The sequence below is a fragment of the Chloroflexota bacterium genome (assembly GCA_038040195.1).
Classification (GTDB): domain Bacteria; phylum Chloroflexota; class Limnocylindria; order QHBO01; family QHBO01; genus DASTEQ01.
Genome location: JBBPIR010000003.1, coordinates 82,828 through 98,619, shown reverse-complemented (window position 1 = coordinate 98,619; position 15,792 = coordinate 82,828). Strand labels below are relative to the sequence as shown.

Annotated in this window: 16 protein-coding genes and 1 tRNA gene; all 17 read right to left on the bottom strand. The window is 69.0% G+C overall.

What is annotated here, in order from left to right:
* Nucleotides 1-67 precede the first annotated feature (67 nt).
* The 17 genes from AABM41_05930 to ftsZ all read right to left on the bottom strand — a co-directional run bounded on the left by AABM41_05930 (nucleotide 68) and on the right by ftsZ (nucleotide 15,716).
* Complete coding sequence (locus AABM41_05930; GenBank protein MEK6191846.1) at nucleotides 68-1,033, bottom strand: ABC transporter permease; 966 nt, start codon at nucleotides 1,031-1,033, stop codon at nucleotides 68-70.
* A gap of 29 nt (nucleotides 1,034-1,062) precedes the next feature.
* Nucleotides 1,063-2,073: an ABC transporter permease gene (locus AABM41_05925; GenBank protein ID MEK6191845.1), complete on the bottom strand. Its 1,011-nt coding sequence runs from the start codon at nucleotides 2,071-2,073 to the stop codon at nucleotides 1,063-1,065.
* Between the two features lie 93 nt (nucleotides 2,074-2,166).
* Complete coding sequence (locus AABM41_05920) at nucleotides 2,167-3,822, bottom strand: peptide ABC transporter substrate-binding protein (protein MEK6191844.1); 1,656 nt, start codon at nucleotides 3,820-3,822, stop codon at nucleotides 2,167-2,169.
* 383 nt (nucleotides 3,823-4,205) lie between these two features.
* On the bottom strand, nucleotides 4,206-4,775 hold the full coding sequence (locus AABM41_05915) for a hypothetical protein (GenBank protein MEK6191843.1): 570 nt from the start codon (nucleotides 4,773-4,775) through the stop codon (nucleotides 4,206-4,208).
* Between the two features lie 2 nt (nucleotides 4,776-4,777).
* Entirely contained in the window at nucleotides 4,778-5,374 is a 597-nt protein-coding gene (locus AABM41_05910; GenBank protein ID MEK6191842.1) for an RNA polymerase sigma factor, read from the bottom strand.
* Nucleotides 5,375-5,414: 40 nt separating this feature from the next.
* On the bottom strand, nucleotides 5,415-7,061 hold the full coding sequence (gene gcvPB / locus AABM41_05905; GenBank protein ID MEK6191841.1) for an aminomethyl-transferring glycine dehydrogenase subunit GcvPB: 1,647 nt from the start codon (nucleotides 7,059-7,061) through the stop codon (nucleotides 5,415-5,417).
* A complete protein-coding gene (gene gcvPA, locus AABM41_05900; protein MEK6191840.1) occupies nucleotides 7,058-8,401 on the bottom strand; it encodes an aminomethyl-transferring glycine dehydrogenase subunit GcvPA in 1,344 nt (447 codons plus the stop codon). Before gcvPA ends, gcvPB begins: the two co-directional genes overlap by 4 nt.
* The gene (gene gcvH / locus AABM41_05895; protein MEK6191839.1) at nucleotides 8,398-8,781 is read right to left on the bottom strand and encodes a glycine cleavage system protein GcvH; all 384 of its coding nucleotides are present in this window, start codon (nucleotides 8,779-8,781) and stop codon (nucleotides 8,398-8,400) included. Before gcvH ends, gcvPA begins: the two co-directional genes overlap by 4 nt.
* The gene (gene gcvT / locus AABM41_05890) at nucleotides 8,778-9,920 is read right to left on the bottom strand and encodes a glycine cleavage system aminomethyltransferase GcvT (protein ID MEK6191838.1); all 1,143 of its coding nucleotides are present in this window, start codon (nucleotides 9,918-9,920) and stop codon (nucleotides 8,778-8,780) included. The genes gcvH and gcvT overlap by 4 nt, the downstream gene beginning before the upstream one ends.
* Nucleotides 9,917-10,390 (bottom strand): NUDIX hydrolase, encoded by a 474-nt coding sequence (locus AABM41_05885; protein ID MEK6191837.1) that lies wholly within the window; start codon nucleotides 10,388-10,390, stop codon nucleotides 9,917-9,919. Before AABM41_05885 ends, gcvT begins: the two co-directional genes overlap by 4 nt.
* An 8-nt stretch (nucleotides 10,391-10,398) precedes the next feature.
* Nucleotides 10,399-10,659 (bottom strand): hypothetical protein, encoded by a 261-nt coding sequence (locus AABM41_05880; protein MEK6191836.1) that lies wholly within the window; start codon nucleotides 10,657-10,659, stop codon nucleotides 10,399-10,401.
* A gap of 42 nt (nucleotides 10,660-10,701) precedes the next feature.
* Nucleotides 10,702-11,898: a glycosyltransferase gene (locus tag AABM41_05875; protein ID MEK6191835.1), complete on the bottom strand. Its 1,197-nt coding sequence runs from the start codon at nucleotides 11,896-11,898 to the stop codon at nucleotides 10,702-10,704.
* A 1-nt stretch (nucleotide 11,899) separates the two neighbouring features.
* Nucleotides 11,900-13,213: an MFS transporter gene (locus tag AABM41_05870; GenBank protein ID MEK6191834.1), complete on the bottom strand. Its 1,314-nt coding sequence runs from the start codon at nucleotides 13,211-13,213 to the stop codon at nucleotides 11,900-11,902.
* Between the two features lie 30 nt (nucleotides 13,214-13,243).
* Nucleotides 13,244-13,320: transfer RNA gene (locus tag AABM41_05865), tRNA-Val, on the bottom strand.
* A 53-nt stretch (nucleotides 13,321-13,373) separates the two neighbouring features.
* On the bottom strand, nucleotides 13,374-13,625 hold the full coding sequence (locus tag AABM41_05860; GenBank protein MEK6191833.1) for a YggT family protein: 252 nt from the start codon (nucleotides 13,623-13,625) through the stop codon (nucleotides 13,374-13,376).
* 42 nt (nucleotides 13,626-13,667) lie between these two features.
* Entirely contained in the window at nucleotides 13,668-14,399 is a 732-nt protein-coding gene (locus tag AABM41_05855) for a YggS family pyridoxal phosphate-dependent enzyme (GenBank protein MEK6191832.1), read from the bottom strand.
* Between the two features lie 60 nt (nucleotides 14,400-14,459).
* On the bottom strand, nucleotides 14,460-15,716 hold the full coding sequence (gene ftsZ / locus AABM41_05850; GenBank protein ID MEK6191831.1) for a cell division protein FtsZ: 1,257 nt from the start codon (nucleotides 15,714-15,716) through the stop codon (nucleotides 14,460-14,462).
* Between the last annotated feature and the right edge of the window lie 76 nt (nucleotides 15,717-15,792).

The following is a 15,792-nucleotide window of genomic DNA, read 5'->3' as shown; positions in this document are numbered from 1 at the left end:
GATCGAGTCGGGGAGCTCGGTGACGGCGGCGCCTCCGGGCGGGGCCTGTGGGTCGCTGACGGTCAACCTACTGCTTCCCCTTCAGCTTGGGGTCGAGCGCGTCGCGGAGGCCGTCCCCCAGGAAGGTGAAGCTGATGAGGGCCAGTGCGATGGCGATGGCCGGGAAGAGCACCATGTGCGGGAAGGACCGGAGGTAGGCCTGTCCGTCGGCCACCAGGCTGCCCCAGCTGGCGCGAGGCGCCTGGACCCCGATCCCGATGAACGCCAGGGTAGCCTCGGCCAGGATGGCGGTGGGGATGCCCAACGTGACGGCCACGATGATCGGACCGAGCGCATTCGGCAGCAGATGCCTGGTCACGATGCGTCGGTCGGACACGCCGATCGCCTTGGCGGCCTCGACGAACTCGGTCTCCTTGAGGCTCAGCAGTTGGCCGCGGACCAGCCGAGCCATGGTGACCCAGCTGGTGAGGCCAATCGCCACGAAGACAAGCAGCAGGCCGTCCAGCGCTTTGCCGAAGAACGTCTCGCGGAACGCGACCCCCAGCAGGATGATGAACAGCAGGTCCGGGTACGCGTACACGACGTCGGTGATGCGCATCAGGAAGGTGTCGATGCGGCCGCCGAACCAGGCTGCCGCCGCGCCGACCGGGATTCCGATGAAGAGCACCACCGCCTGCACCACGAGGGCCACCATCATGCTGATCCGCGCCCCGTCCATCAGGCGGCTCAGCATGTCTCGGCCGAGGTTGTCGGTGCCGAGGATATGAACGTGGTCGCCGCCTTCGATCTCCTGCATCGGCGTCAGGGGCCGATTGTTATTGGAGATGACCTCCTGGGTGTGCTGTTCGAAGTAATCAAACGGCGTGACCATCGGCCCAATTGCGGCGGTCAGGGCGAGAAATATGACGAAGAGTCCGCCCACGATTGCGAGGCGGTTGCGGAGCAGCCGACGGAACGCGTCCCCCCACAGCCCGGTGCTCTTCCTTCGCTCGAGCGCCAGACCAGCTTCAATCGCGCCCGTCTGCTCGGTCATGCCTGACTCGGCTCCTAGCTGTAGGGGATCTAGCTGTAACGGATCCGCGGGTCGATGTAGGCGTACAGGACGTCGACGACCAGGTTCAGTACCGCGATGGTGACAGCGTAGAACATGCTCAGGGCCATGATCAGGCCGTAGTCGCGCTGGGTGATGCTCGAGACGTACTCGCGGCCGATGCCGGGCACGCTGAAGATGTACTCGATGATGAACGAGCCGGTGATGAGGAAGGCGAGGACGGGGCCCAGGATGGTGACGACCGGGATCAGTGCGTTGCGCACCATGTGGACGATGACGATGGTGCGCTGGCCGATACCCTTGCTGTGGGCGGTGCGCACGTAGTCACGCCGGGTCACTTCGAGCATGGACGCCCGCGTGTAGCGAGCGATCTGGGCGATCGGGAACAGCGCGAGCGCAATGATGGGCATGATCCAGGCCGTGGGGTCAGAGTCCCATTTCAACGCGTTGACGGGCAGCCAGCCGAGGACGACGCCGAAGACGACGATGAGGAGCATCGACGACACGAAGGTTGGCGTGGAGATGCCGAGCACCGAGATGAAGGTGGCCGCGTAATCGGGCAGCCTGTTGTGCCCGAGGGCGGCGATGATGCCCAGCGGGAGGCCGATGACCACCGACAGCAGGAACGCCATGAGCCCGAGCTGCATCGTGGTCAGGATCCCATCCCCGATGATCTGGTTGACCGACCGATCGATGTACTTGTACGACGGACCCAGGTCGCCGGCCAGGATGCCGCCACAGCACGCCACGCTGCCGTCCTCGATGTGGAGCGGACCAACCCAGTTCAGGTATTGGGCGACGATCGGCTCATCCAGGCCGTACTTGTCGTTCAGGAGACGGACCGTCGCCTCAGGAAGCTTCTTCTCGCGGGACCACGGGCCACCCGGGACGACGTGCATCAGAGAGAAGGTGATGACCGACACGAAGAACAGGACCGGGATGATCCACAGCATCCGCCGGACGACGTATGCGAGCACGTCTACCCCTCCCTGTCGTTCTGCCGTCTGTTTCCCGACGGCCACGGCCTCCGAAGAATAGTCCTCGGCTGCCGTGGCCGTCGGGCGGGCCGGTGGCCGGCCCGCCCGACGTTCAGTTCAACTCAAACGGAGCGTGCGCTAGTCATGCGGGGCGATGGTCGTCCACGCATAGAAGTGCTCGCCAGCATCCGAGTCGAGCGGGGTGATGCCCAGGTTCTGGACCCACGGCTTGACCAGGGTGAAGAACGAGCCCCAGCGGAGGGTGATCATCGGCGAGTCCGCCATCATGATCTCTTGGGCCTGGTTGTACAGGGCAACCTGGTCCTCGAGTGCCGGGCTCACGGCCGCCTCGGCCATGAGTGCCTGAGCTTCCTCGTTGCAGTACCCGCTGTTGTTGTTGCCGCTTCCGCAGCCCAACAGGTCGTTGAGGAAGTTCTGGGGGTGCGGGAAGTCCGCGCTCCACCCAAGCCGGAAGATGTCGAACGGATCGCTGCTCAACCGGTCGAGGTAGGTGCCGAACTCCATGCCAACAGGCTCGACTTCGACACCGAAGGCGTCGCGCCACTGCTGCTGCAGGAATTCGACCCGGCTTTCGTGAGTGCTGCCGGTGTTGTAACCGATCTGCAGATGCAGGTCGGCTGCCGACGCGAGGCCGAGCTCGTCCAAGCCGGCTTGGAAGTCGGCCTGAGCCTGCTTGAGGTCGAACGGCAGGAACACCTCATCCTGGTGGCCCGGCATGCCGGGCGGCACGACGCTATTCGCGACGAGCCCGACGCCTCCGAACGCCACCTGGAGCATGGAGTCCTTGTCGACGGCCTCATGGAACGCCCGCCGCAACAGAGCCGAACGTGCGAATGGCCCATTCGGATCCTTGAGGTCGAAGGCGTAGTACTCGATCCCCAGGTTGTTGCCTCGGAACACATCCGGGGCCAGCTCGGGATCGTCCTCGATGCGGGCGATCTCCGCCGCAGGAGGAGCGGTGATGTCGATGTCACCCGCTTCATACGCCGCGAGTGCCGCCGCCTGGTCAGCGATGACCGCCATCTCGATGCGCTCGAGAGTCACGAGCTCGCCTCCCCAGTTCGGATTCGGCTCCAAGACGACGTTCGCGTTGTGGTTCCACTCGGTGAGCATCATCGGGCCCGAAGAAATGTAGCCTTCGGCCTCGGTGAACACCATGTCCTCGCGAAGCGGGACCGTCAGCCACATGGTGGCGACGTAGACGAAGAACGCAGCCGGCTGGGCGAGGTGAACGATGAACGTGCTCTCGTCCGGTGCCTCTACGCCGAATGCTTCGAGCATGGCGTCGATGTCATCGACCTCAGGATCGGCGTTTCGAAGCTCGACGCCACCCTCGACGTAGTCGAGGACGTACGCGTACTCCGATGCCGTGCGGGGGTCGATCAAGCGCCGCCAGCTGTAGGCGAAATCACCCGCAACGATGGGCTGGCCATCGCTGTAGGCGTAGCCGTCCTTCAGGGTGAAGGTGATGGTCTGGCCGTCTTCGCTGATCTCGTACGACGCCATGCCATCAACGACGTTCAGTTCCACGTCGAAGTAGACCAGCGGATAGGTGATTGATCGAAGCACCTGGATCGACTCGCTGTCGGTCGCCACATTGGGATCGAGCGACGGCGGTTCGGTGCCGAGGGCGGTGTGCAGAACCTGCGGGACGGCCGGCGCTTCACTGGCCGGTGCACCGCTCTCGCCCGGCGACACTGAAGCGGACGCCTGGCAAGCTGCCAGCAGAAGCATGAGCGCCATTGCGACGCCCATGGTCTTCTTGAACCACATACACATTTCCTTTCGCCTTTTCGGCGACTATTGAAATTTGCCTATTGAAATTTGCCGCGGGATAGCGGCGTTCGGTTCGATCGCCATGTGCTCGAAGCATTCAAGCCATGACGACGTTCAGCGATCGTCGCTCGGCTGGCCCTCCTCTCCCTAATCGTGCATAGCAAGACCGGGGCGCACCGGCGTCACGCCGTTGGGCGGCGCCCGCGGCAAGCCCACCAATCATGGCCCGCGGCGACCGTGGTCGTCAAGGAATTGTGCGCGACGCGCACGGCGACATCCGGACACCCGGTACCACTTGAACTACCCGCGCCAGCCCGCCGAGGTTCAGGCGACAGCGCTCCCCATGAGTTGCGCTTCTGGCACCCTGGGCCGGGGCACGTTCAATGGACGGCCCCGCTCGAACGTCGTGACGGTGTCACCAACTGCTCCCAGGGGTCCACCGTGGCCAGCGATCCAGTGGCCAATGCAGAGGGTGCCAGCGTCGCATACCTGAGCCACCAGCGCCCAGCGTACGGATCCACCAGCTCGCCAGAGGCCGCTTCCTCGAAGTTCTGCCAGGTCGGCTCGCGATACACGAGCTCGGGCTGGACGTGGAAGGGCGACAGGCCGGCCGGCGCCACGAGGGCGAGCAGGACGATTGCGGTACCTCCAACGAGGGCGAGGCGAGATAGGGGCTGCAGGCGCAGGCGCCAGCGCAGGCGCCAACGCGGCGGCTCCTCCTCCAGAGCGCGGCGGCGGATCTCGAGCCACGCGTCGGGCGAGGGGGCGTGACCATCGATGCGCGCCGCCAGGGCGCGGTGCAGCTGGATGACCAGTTCGCGGTCCAGGCCGACTTCCTGGCGGCAGGCCAGGCACACCTCGAGGTGCTCGAGATGCGGCGCGGAGCGAGCGTCGAGCTCGCCGAAGCGGAAGAACTCGATCAGCTCGCGGGCAGCACGCCGGCAGTCCACGCTCAGGTCCTCCGCTCGTCCGCCAGCCGGGCGCGGCGAGGCAGGGGAGCGCGGCGCTCGACCGGCAGGAGCACACGCAACGCGCGCAGGGCGTAATGGATGCGGGACTTCATGGTGCCCACCTGGCAGCCGGCGATCTCGGCCGCCTCCGCCAGGCTGTAGCCGTGCAGGTAGTACAGGATGATCGCGGTCTGCTGTTTCGGCGGGAGGGCATCGATGCCGCGCTGCAGGACGTCCACGATCTCTCGCGACTCCACGACCTGGTCGGGGCGGGCGGACAGGTCGGGCGCGAGGTTGCCGATGAGGTCCGTCAGCGGCTCGAGGGGCGCGCGGCGCCGCGAGAGCCGGCTGTAGCACAGGTTCGTGCACACGCGTTGCAGCCAGGGGAGCGGCGATACATCGGTCCGCAGGCGGTGGCGGACGCGATAGGCCTTGACGAAGCAGTCCTGGAGGATCTCCTCGGCCAGGAACGGATCGCGCGTGATCGCCATCGCGGTCAGGTAGACCGGGCGTTGGTAGGTCTGGAAGAACTCCTCGAACGCCTGCAGGTCGCCCGACTGCATCCGCTCGACGAGACTTATTACCTGTGGGTCGACCACTCGCTCTCCGTGCTGCTCAGTGCCCGGATCGGTGAAGATACTACCCGCTGAGTGTGGCCCCGGTTCGATCGGCCTCCGGAAAGGGCCACGCCAGGTCGGGCTGGCGGGCCGCGGCGGCCTCGTCCAGGCGGCCCACGGGCGTGAAGCGCGGCGACTGTCGAACAGTTTCCGGATCGCGCGCTGATCGCTCGGCGATGTCCCGCATGATCGTCACGAATCGGTCCAGCGTCTCGCGCGTCTCCGTTTCGGTGGGCTCGATCATAAGCGCCTCCTCGACGATGAGGGGGAAGTAGATGGTCGGCGGGTGGATGCCCTCGTCCAGGATGGCCTTGGCGATGTCGAGCGCGCTCACACCATGCTCGCGCTTCTGGCGCCGCGCGCTGAAGACCACCTCGTGCTTGCAGATGCGGTCGAACGGCAGCTCGTACGTGTCGCCCAGCCGGACCCGGACGTAGTTGGCGGCCAGCACCGCGTCCTCGGTGACCTGGCGCAGGCCGGCCGCGCCGTTGGCGCGGATGTACGCGTACGCACGCAGGTGCATGCCAAAGTTGCCTCCGAACGTCCGGACCTGCCCGATGGCTGTTGGCCGCGCGCCAGGAGCCTCGAGTGCGAACCGGGCGTCCGGCGTCGAGCGGCCGGACCACGCATTGGCCAGCACCGTGGCCGGGTCGCCATCGACCAGCTGGGGGAGGGGCCCCGGCAGGAAGGGCGCCAGGCGCGGGCTGACCCCGATGGGTCCAGCTCCCGGTCCCCCGCCTCCGTGCGGCGTGCTGAACGTCTTGTGCAGGTTGAAGTGCATGACGTCGAATCCCGCCTCGCCGGCGCGGAAGCGGCCGAGGATCGCGTTCAGGTTGGCTCCGTCCATGTAGGCGATGGCACCCGCCGTCTGAACCGCGCTCAGAACGTCTTCGATCTGGTCCTCGAAGATCCCCAGCGTGCTCGGATTGGTGATCATGAGCGCCGCGGTGTCGGGCCCCAGTGCGCCCCGCAGCGCGTCGAGGTCGATGCCGCCCCGGGCGTTGGACGGGACGGTTCGGGTCGTGAAGCCCACCATGCTGGCGGTGGCCGGATTGGTGCCATGGGCGCTGTCGGGCACGAGGACGACCCGCCGCTGGTCGCCCTCGCCGCGCGACCGGTGGAACGCCCGGGTCATGAGCATCCCGGTCAGCTCGCCGTGGGCACCGGCCGCGGGCTGGAGGCTGATGGCGGCGAAGCCCCCGATCTCACGCAGCAGCTCGGCCAGGAGCCACTGGAGCTCCAGGCTGCCCTGGCTGAGTGGTCCAGGATCGAGCGGGTGCGAGCCGGCCAGCCCCGGCAGGCGGGCCGCCCATTCGTTCAGCTTGGGGTTGTACTTCATGGTGCACGACCCGAGCGGGTAGAAGTCAATGTCGATGGCGTGGTTCAGCCGGCTCAGGCGGTTGAAGTGGCGAACCAGCTCGAGCTCGCTGACCTCCGGCAGGCGAAGGGGTGCGGTGCGGCGCGCGGCATCGGGGATCGGCGGCTGGCTGGCGGCCGCTGTACTAGCCGCGTCAGACGGAGCGGGGAATCGAACGGCGCGCCGCCCCGGCCGGGACCGCTCGAACAGGGTCGGTTCCACGACCCGGAGCCCCTCCCCCGCCGGCGGGGAGTGAAACGCCGCTCCTCGGCCGGAGGCGTCGGTCGTGGACCGCTCTCCCACGGCGCTCACGACGCGGCTCCCAGGGCGGCGGCCAGCCGCCGGATGTCCTCGTCGGTCGTCAGCTCGGTCGTGGCCAGGAGCAGCGTGTCGGGCAGCTCGGGGTACTCGGGCTCGAGCACCAGGCCGGCCAGGATGCCCTGATCGACAAGCTCGGCATGTCGCGCGCCGGCATCGGCAAGGCGCAGCGCAACCTCGCTGAAATACGGCGCCGTGAACCGGCGGGCGGCGATGCCGGCCGTCTCGAGCGTGGCCACCAGGTGGCGGGCCTGGATCGTCGAGCGCTCGGCAGCTTCCCGCAGGCCCTCGGGACCGACCGCCGACAGGTACGCAGTGGCGGCCAGGGCGCACAGCGCCTGGTTGGTGCAGATGTTGCTGGCGGCTTTTTCGCGACGGATGTGCTGCTCGCGGGCCTGCAGGGTGAGCACGTATCCCCGGCGCCCGGCTGCGTCCCGAGTGGCGCCCACCAACCGTCCGGGCAGCTGCCGAACGGCGCTCATCCGCGCCGCCATGAGCCCCAGATACGGTCCGCCGAACGCGAGCGGGATGCCCAGTTGCTGTCCCTCGGCAGTCACGATGTCGGCGCCGTAGCGGGCGGGAGCCTCGAGCAGGGCGAGGCTCACGGGATCGACCAGGGTCACGACCAGCGCTCCCGCCGCATGGGCCGCCGCAGCCAGCTCAGGCATCGGTTCGAGCAGGCCGAAGAAGTTCGGTTCCTGGACGACCAGGCACGCGACGTCGTCGCCGACCAGGCTGCGGACGGCGGCCAGGTCGGTGAGCCCGGAGCCGGTTTCGGACAGGTCGGCCGGAACCTCGACCACCTCCACGCCGGGGCCCGAGCAGTAGGTCTCGAGCACGCGGCGCACCTGGGGATGGACCGCCCGCGAGACCGCCACCCGATGCCGGCCGGTGAGCCTGCATGCCATCAGTGCCCCTTCGGCCGTCGCCGTCGCCCCATCGTAGTGGCTGGCGCTGGCGACCTCCATCCCGGTCAGCTCGCAGACGAGGGACTGGAATTCGTAGATGCTCTGGAGCGTCCCCTGGCTGACCTCCGGCTGGTAGGGCGTGTAGGCGGTCGCGAACTCGGCCCGTCCGACGACCTCGTCCACGACGGCCGGGATGAGGCGCCGATACGCGCCCGCACCGAGGAACGACACCTCCGGGATCCGGTTCCGCCCTGCCAGGCGCGACAGCTCGGCCCGCACCTCCTGCTCGGTCAGGGGCGACGGAAGGTCGAAGCGGGTGGCCCGCACGGATTCGGGGATGTCGGCGAACAGGTCGTCCACCGACGCCACCCCGATGGCCTCCAGCATGGCCACTCGGTCGGCGTCCGTGTGCGGGGAGTAGGTCATTCGCTCCCGACCAGCTCCGCGTAGGCGGGCGCTTCCAGCAGGGCGTCGAGCTCGGCTGGGTCGGCGACCTTGATCCGGCAGATCCAACCCGCGTCGTGGGGATCGCTGTTTAACAACTCGGGTCGGGTTCGAAGCTCCTCGTTCACGGCGACGACCGCGCCGCTGGCCGGCGCGAACAGGTCACTCACCGCCTTGACCGACTCGACCACGCCGAAGCTCGCGAACTGGGTGAGGGTCGCGCCCGCGGCAGGCAGCTCGACGTAGACGATGTCGCCCAGCTCATCGGCCGCGAACCGGGTCAGCCCGATCACGCCTTCCCCATCTTCGAGCCGGATCCACTCGTGCTCGCGCGAGTACCGTCGGTCGTCGGGCAGCGTCAAGTGGTCCGTTCCTCAGTGGGGCGCGGGCGTCGATAGAACGGCAACTTTACCTGCTCGGCCCGGCAGGGTCGCCCGCGGATCATCACCGCCACGCCACCGCCGATCTCGGCCGCGTCGCTGCGGACCAGCGCCAGCGCGATCCGCTGACCGAGGGTGGGCGAAACGCTGCCGCTGGTCACGACGCCGATGTCGGTAGGTTGGTGCGTGCCCGCCGCCTCGACCACCGGATACCCGTGTCGAGCGATCCCCTCCTCCTGCATGACCAGTCCCACCAGGCGGCGGCGGGGTCCCTCGCGCTCGATGTCCGCCAGCGCCGCGCGGCCCACGAAATCGCCCTTGTCGAGCTTGACCACGCGGCCCAGGTTGGCTTCATACGGGTTCACGTCGCGACCGAGCTCGTTACCGTACAGCGGCATGCCGGCCTCCAGCCGCAGCGTGTCTCGACTGGCCAGTCCGCATGGCAGCAGGCCGAAGCGGCCACCGGCCTGGAAGACGGCCTCCCACAGCCGCTGGGCGTCCTGCGCCGCGCAGAACAATTCGAAGCCGTCCTCGCCGGTGTAGCCCGTGCGGGCCACCAGGCACGGCACGTCCGCCACCTGCCCGGGCGCGGACCGATACGTCCCGATGGTATCCAGGTCGACATCGGTCAGGCCTGCCAACAGCTCGGCGGCCCGGGGGCCCTGGGGGGCGATCAGCGCGGTCCGGTCGGACCGATCCTCCACTCCGACGTCGAGCTCCGCGCCGGCGCGGAGTGCCGCGAGATGGCTCACCACGGTGTCGCGGTTGGCCGCGTTGCAGACCACTAGGTAGCCGGGGTCGGTGCGGTACACGATCACGTCGTCGATGACGCCGCCATCGGGGGCGCACAGCATCGAGTACTGGGCCTGACCCGGCTCCAACGTCCCGGGGTCATTGACCAGCGCGAAGCGGGCGAATGCCAGCGCGTCGGGCCCGGTCAGCCCGATCTCGCCCATGTGGGACAGGTCGAACAGGCCGACCGCGGAGCGGACGGTGCGGTGCTCCTTAAGTTCGGAGGTGTACCGGATCGGCATCTCATAGCCGGCGAACGCGACCATCCGAGCCCCTAGGGCCCGGTGCACCGCGTCGAGCGGGGTCCGCCGCAGATCGGCGGCGGTCATCGGGCGGGCTGGGCGGTCGATTCCTGGGCTGCGGCCAGCGCGCGCTCGGCCAGCGCGCGCTCGGCCAGCTCGACCACGCTCCGCTCGGTGGGGTAATTCATCAGTCGCAGCGCCTCCGACAACGGGACCCAGCGCACGTCGTCGAACTCGTGGTCGTGATCGGCCAGGTCACCGCCGACGGGGCACATGAGGAAGAAGTGGACGGTCTTGAAGTAGCGGGTGGACCCGCGAACGAAGACGTAGCTGATGGCGCCCAGGGGCTCCTCGATCTCCACCGCCAGGCCGGACTCCTCCGCCGTCTCGCGCAAGGCCGTCTCTTCGAGCGACTCCCCGCGCGCCGGCGTGCCCTTGGGCAGCGCCCACAGGGCCGGGGAACGGCGGTGGGCCAGGACGATCTCGGGTCCGGCCGGCGTGCGCCGATAGACGACGCCACCAGCCGAAGTGGCGCGCGCGTTGCGCTTGACGGCCACGCGCGGCGCTAGGCGCGATGCGCGCGGTGAAGGCCGAGCGGGAGCGGGGATCGGCGAGCCCGATGAGCGGCCAGGCGGCCAAGATCCGGAAAGCGGTACCGGCTGGTCTGGCAGCGCAGCGCGTGCACGGTGGCGGTCGTCCGCCGGTCGCGGAGTGGGCGGTGGTAGACAGTGGTCACGCGGGTCAGACCGAATCGGTCGCGGCGCGCTGCCGGCCGGGAGGGTTCGAATTGGATGACGGCTTGGAGGCCGAACAGGCGGGCACGCATGTCACGGCATTGTAGTCGGCGCCTCCCCGGCCGCAAGCCCGGTCATCGGCGGCCCGCCAGGAGCTCGAGATAGAGCCCGGCGACCTCGGCCACCCGGGTGCGAGCGTCAAAGCGTGCCGCGCCCTCTCGGGCCTGGGCGGCCATGCGTTCTTGTCGCCGCCGATCCCCGGCCAGGGCGCCGGCGACGACCCCCAGACGCTCAGCGCGGGTGGCTCCTGGTTCGGCAGGCACCAATTCGCCATCGATGCCGGGCCGGATGGTCGACGCGAGCCCAGGTCCCGCGACGGCCACCACCGGCAGCCCGGCCGCGAGAGCCTCGGCCAGGACCAGGCCCTGGGTCTCGGTCTGCGAGGCAAAGACGAACAGGTCGCTGGCCTTCACCAGGGCCAGGGCCTCGTCCCGCGGCAGCAGGCCTGTGATGTGCACCCGCCCTGACATCCCGGCCTCGGCCGCGCGGGCGTGGAGCGCGTCCTCGGCGGGTCCCCCGCCGACGAACAGCAAGCGGAGCCTCGGCCGCCGGCGGGCGGCTCGGACAAACGCGTCGACCAGCACCTCGGGGCTCTTCTCCCGCGCCACGCGCCCCAGGCTGACCAGGACGATGCTGTCGTGGGGCCACCCGGCCAGCCGGCGCGGATGGCCCTCCGGCAATGCCGCGATGCCCGCCACGTCGACGCCGGTGGGGATCATCCGCACCAGCGGGCGTGGACGAGGCCCGAGCGCGGCGCGGATCTCGACAGCCAGATCTTCCGACGGAGCCACTACCGCCGCACAGCCGGCCCACCAGGCCTCCAGCCAGGCATCGGTCACCCGGCTCGAGACGCCGGCCAGAGGCCCCAGGTAGTGGCCGTAGTCGGCGAAGCGGGTGTGATGCGTGAACACCAGCGGGGCGCCGGCACGCCGGGCCACCGCGCGGGCCATGATCCCCGAGGTGAACGGCGAGTTGGCGTGGACGACGTCGGGCGCGAACGCCACCGCCCGTCGCAGCGCGGCAGAGGGCAGCGGCACCGGCATCCGGTAGCCCGGCGGGGCCGGAGGCAGGTGGTAGGACGGCAGCCATGCGGTCTCGGGGTCGGGCCCGGGCGCGCCCGCGGTCCCCGGATCGGATCCTGACCCCGGATTCGGCACGACGAGCAGGACCTGGTGGCCCAGGGCGCCCAGACCGCGGGCCAGCGCCTCGGTCGAGACCGTCACCCCGGAAAGATGGGGCAGGTAGGACTCACCGAAGATGGCGACCCGCATCTCAGGGATCCCGGACGCCAGAGGTTGCCGTTGGTTGGGTGGCGTCGGCGACCCCGCTCGGCGCCGGCTCCCGCTCGGGATCCCGCACGCCGGGATAGAAGAGCAGCCCGCCCATGAGGATCGCGCCAACCACGCCGCCCACGACCAGCGTGGCCTCGGCCCCGATCACGCCGGCCACCGGGCCCGTGAGCGCAAAGGAGACTGGCACCAGGCCGATGGAGACCAGCCAGTCGAGGCTCGAGACGCGCCCCAGCAGCTCGCGCGGCACCAGCTGCTGGAGCATGGTGAGCCAGATGATCGACCCCACCTCGAACAGCGCCGCGCCGGCCGCCGACAGGAGCAGCGCATGCCAGAGCTCGGTCATGAGCCCGAATCCGGCGATGAGGAGCACGCCAGCCGACCAAGACGCGTACATGGCGGTCACCCGCCGGCGCGGCAGCCCAACCTGACCGACCACGATGGCCATCAACACCGCCCCCACCCCGCCCGCCGCGAAGATTGCGCCCAGGGCGTCGGGCCCCAGCTCCAGCCGGTTCTTGACCAGGAATGGGAGCAGCACCTCTTCGGGGCCGATGAAGACCAGCAAGGCCAACATCGCCGAGATGAGCGTCGCCCAGATCCATGGCGTGGCACGGACGTATGCCAGGCCTTCGCGCATCTCGACCAGGGTCTGGCGCACGCCGTGACTGACCACCTCTCGACGTGGCCGCGGCGCGATGGCCGCCACCGATACAGCCGAGACGATGAAGCTGCCACCGTCGATGAGAAACGCGGTCCCGGGCCCAACCACCGCAACCGTCAGGCCGCCGAGCGCGGGTCCGACCAGGCGCACGGTCAGCGGGCGCACCAATCCCTGCAGGGCGTTGGCCTGCGGCAGCAGCTCCTCGGGAAGCAGGTCGGGCACGATGGCGGTCGAGGCCGGGTTGAAGAAGGCGTCGCCCAGCCCGACGAACGCGATGAGGGCCACCACGTGCCACAGCTCGAGTACGCCGGACACGGACAGCAGACCGAGCGTCCCAATCGCCGCGGCGCGAATCAGATCGGCGCCGATCAGCAGCCAGCGGCGGTCGTATCGGTCACTGAACACGCCGCCGATCAGGACGAAGAACAAGAGCGGAAGGGTCCACGCCAGGCCGACGAGCGACAGGGCGGTGGGCACGTTGCTGATCTCGTACACCTGCCAGGCCAGCGCGACGTAGAAGAAGCCGTCGCCGAGCAGCGAGATGAACGCGCCGACGGTCAGGAGGGCAAAGTCGCGCTCGGCGAGCGGCTCGAGAATGCGGACGCGGCGCAGACGAGCGAGGAGTGACCGCATCGGTCGGGTCTCAGCGGCTCAGCGTAGGGGTGGTGGGCGATACTGGATTCGAACCAGTGACCTCACGGATGTGAACCGTGCACTCTAACCAGCTGAGCTAATCGCCCACCGGGGGACGGCCAGTATAGCGACGCCCTGATCGGCTCCCACAGGGCGCGTCTCAGAGGGCGTAGACGACGCGCGAGACGACGGACAGGATCAACATCGCGATCAGCGGCGACCAGTCGATCCCCGACGTGGGCGGGATCAGGCGGCGGATGGGCGCCAGGATCGGCTCGGTGAACTGGTACACGAACGCCGTCACCGGGCCGCCGCCTCGCGGATTGGTCCAGCTGATGAGGACCCGGGCCAGGATCAGCACCCAGAGGAGGGTGCTGAGCAGCTTGATGAAGGTGATGAGGACCCCTGCCACCGGGCCAGAATAGCAGCGCCCTGAACGCGCCCGGAATTGCGGTCAGTCGGTGATCGGCCGCTCCCCGAACAGCGCCGTCCCGGCACGGACCAGGGTCGCTCCTTCGGCCACCGCGGATTCAAGGTCCGCACTCATGCCCATCGAGAGCTCGGGCAGAGGTTGGGCCGTCTCCTGCTCAAGCTCATCGCGGAGCTGGCGGAGCCGCGCGAAGGCCGCACGAGAGGCGTCGACCCGGCTCGTCAGGGGACCGATCCCCATCAGGCCCTCAACCCGCGCGGCCCGGATCGAGGCCATCGACCGGGCCAGCCCCGCGCGGTCGCTGCCTCCGGATCCGAGCGCGCTCAGCCCGAAACCGTGCTGGGACGCCGATCCGGTCAGGTTGACCTGGAGCAGGACCCGTGGCCGCAGGCGCAGCTCGTCGGCGAGGGCGTCAATTCGTTCCAGCAGGGCCACCGAATCGATGGCCCCGAGCCACGGGAACATGACCACCGCCCGCCGCGCCTTGTTCGCCTGCAGGTGGCCGACGAGATGCCACTCCACGTCGGGCACGGAGACGACCTTGGCCTCGGCTTCCTGCACTCGGTTCTCCCCAAACCGCTCCAGTCCGGCGCGGCGCGCGGCGCGGACGACGTCGATCCCGAAGCCTTTGCTGACCGCCACCACCCGAACGCGGGCCGGATCGCGGCCCGCGTCCGCGGCGGCGGCATGGATGCGGGCCTGAACGTGGGCCCAGCGCTCGGCGATGGCAGCGACCAGCGGATCGGTATCGGTCATGTCCCGGTACGCAACGAGCCCCGGCCGCAGCCGGGGCTCATCGGTCCATGCCGAGCCGCCTTACTCGCGTTCGCGGTTCGGCTGGCGCAGGAAGCTCGGGATGTCGAGGTCGGTGTCGCCGTACGCGGGTCGTTCGAGTGAGGTCGGACGCGACGGGACCGGCTCACGGTCACGCAACCGGCTGACCTCCGCCGGCTCGGGCTCGACGGGCAGCGGATCGGACGCCGGCGTCACGGCGAATGGCGATCGCTCGGCCCGTTCGCGCTCGATCTCGGCCAGCAGCTCGCGGCTCTTCGCGTCGAGTGACGATTCAAGACCGACGGCCGCCTCACTGACCGCGGCTCGCGGGCCGGGCTTCGGCTTGCGGGTCCCATCGAAGCCGGTGGCGATGACCGTCACCTTGACCTCGTCCCGCATCCGGTCGTCGATGACCGTGCCGAAGATGATGTTGGCCTCCGGATCGGCGGCCTCCTTGATCACCTCGGCCGCCTCGTTGACCTCGAACAGGCCGAGGTCGCTGCCGCCGGTGACGTTGAACAGGATGCCGCGGGCGCCCTGGATGTTGATCTCCAGCAGCGGGCTCATGACCGCCGCCCGAGCCGCCTCCACGGCGCGGTTCTCGCCGCTTCCGACGCCGATTCCCATCATGCTGCTCCCGGCCTCGCGCATGATCGTCTTCACGTCCGCGAAGTCCAGGTTGATGAGGCCCGGCACCATGATCAGGTCGCTGATGCCCTGCACGCCCTGGCGCAGGACGTCGTCCACCACCCGGAACGCGTCGAGGATCGAGGTCTTCTTGTCCACGACCTCGCGCAGCCGGTCGTTGGGGATCGTGATCAGGGTGTCGACCTTGTCCTTGAGGGCCTCTGTGAACTGCTCGGCCACCAGCTTGCGGCGCACGCCCTCGAAGCTGAACGGCTTGGTCACGACCGCCACGGTGAGGGCGCCGAGGTCCTTGGCGATCTCGGCCACCACCGGCGCGGCGCCCGATCCCGTGCCCCCGCCCATGCCGGCGGTGATGAAGATCATGTCGGCGTCCTTGAGCGCCTCGTAGATCTTCTCCGAGTCCTCTTCCGCCGCGCGCTGGCCGATGGCCGGGTCGGCGCCGGCCCCCAGGCCGCGGGTGATCTTGTCGCCGATGCGGATCTTGTGCGGCGCGTCGCTCTGGAGCAGCGCCTGGGCATCCGTGTTCACGGCGATGAACTCGACGCCCATCATCTCGGCGCGGATCATGCGGTTGACGGCGTTGCTTCCTCCGCCACCGATGCCGATGACCTTGATCAGGGCGAAGTTCTCTGCGTCGGACCTGAGCGGCATGCGAATCCTCCTGGGTGCAGGCGGTATGGCCGGGCACGGGAAGGGTCCGAACCCAGAGTTAACGGGCCTGGGCCGA

What these genes read in the sequence shown, in the direction of transcription:
- AABM41_05875 (MEK6191835.1), bottom strand. Translation starts at nt 11,898, where the DNA reads ATGCGGGTCGCCATCTTCGGTGAGTCCTACCTGCCCCATCTTTCCGGG.
- AABM41_05870 (MEK6191834.1), bottom strand. Translation starts at nt 13,213, where the DNA reads ATGCGGTCACTCCTCGCTCGTCTGCGCCGCGTCCGCATTCTCGAGCCG.
- gcvT (MEK6191838.1), bottom strand. Translation starts at nt 9,920, where the DNA reads ATGACCGCCGCCGATCTGCGGCGGACCCCGCTCGACGCGGTGCACCGG.
- ftsZ (MEK6191831.1), bottom strand. Translation starts at nt 15,716, where the DNA reads ATGCCGCTCAGGTCCGACGCAGAGAACTTCGCCCTGATCAAGGTCATC.
- AABM41_05880 (MEK6191836.1), bottom strand. Translation starts at nt 10,659, where the DNA reads ATGCGTGCCCGCCTGTTCGGCCTCCAAGCCGTCATCCAATTCGAACCC.
- gcvPA (MEK6191840.1), bottom strand. Translation starts at nt 8,401, where the DNA reads ATGACCTACTCCCCGCACACGGACGCCGACCGAGTGGCCATGCTGGAG.
- AABM41_05920 (MEK6191844.1), bottom strand. Translation starts at nt 3,822, where the DNA reads ATGTGGTTCAAGAAGACCATGGGCGTCGCAATGGCGCTCATGCTTCTG.
- AABM41_05855 (MEK6191832.1), bottom strand. Translation starts at nt 14,399, where the DNA reads ATGACCGATACCGATCCGCTGGTCGCTGCCATCGCCGAGCGCTGGGCC.
- AABM41_05930 (MEK6191846.1), bottom strand. Translation starts at nt 1,033, where the DNA reads ATGACCGAGCAGACGGGCGCGATTGAAGCTGGTCTGGCGCTCGAGCGA.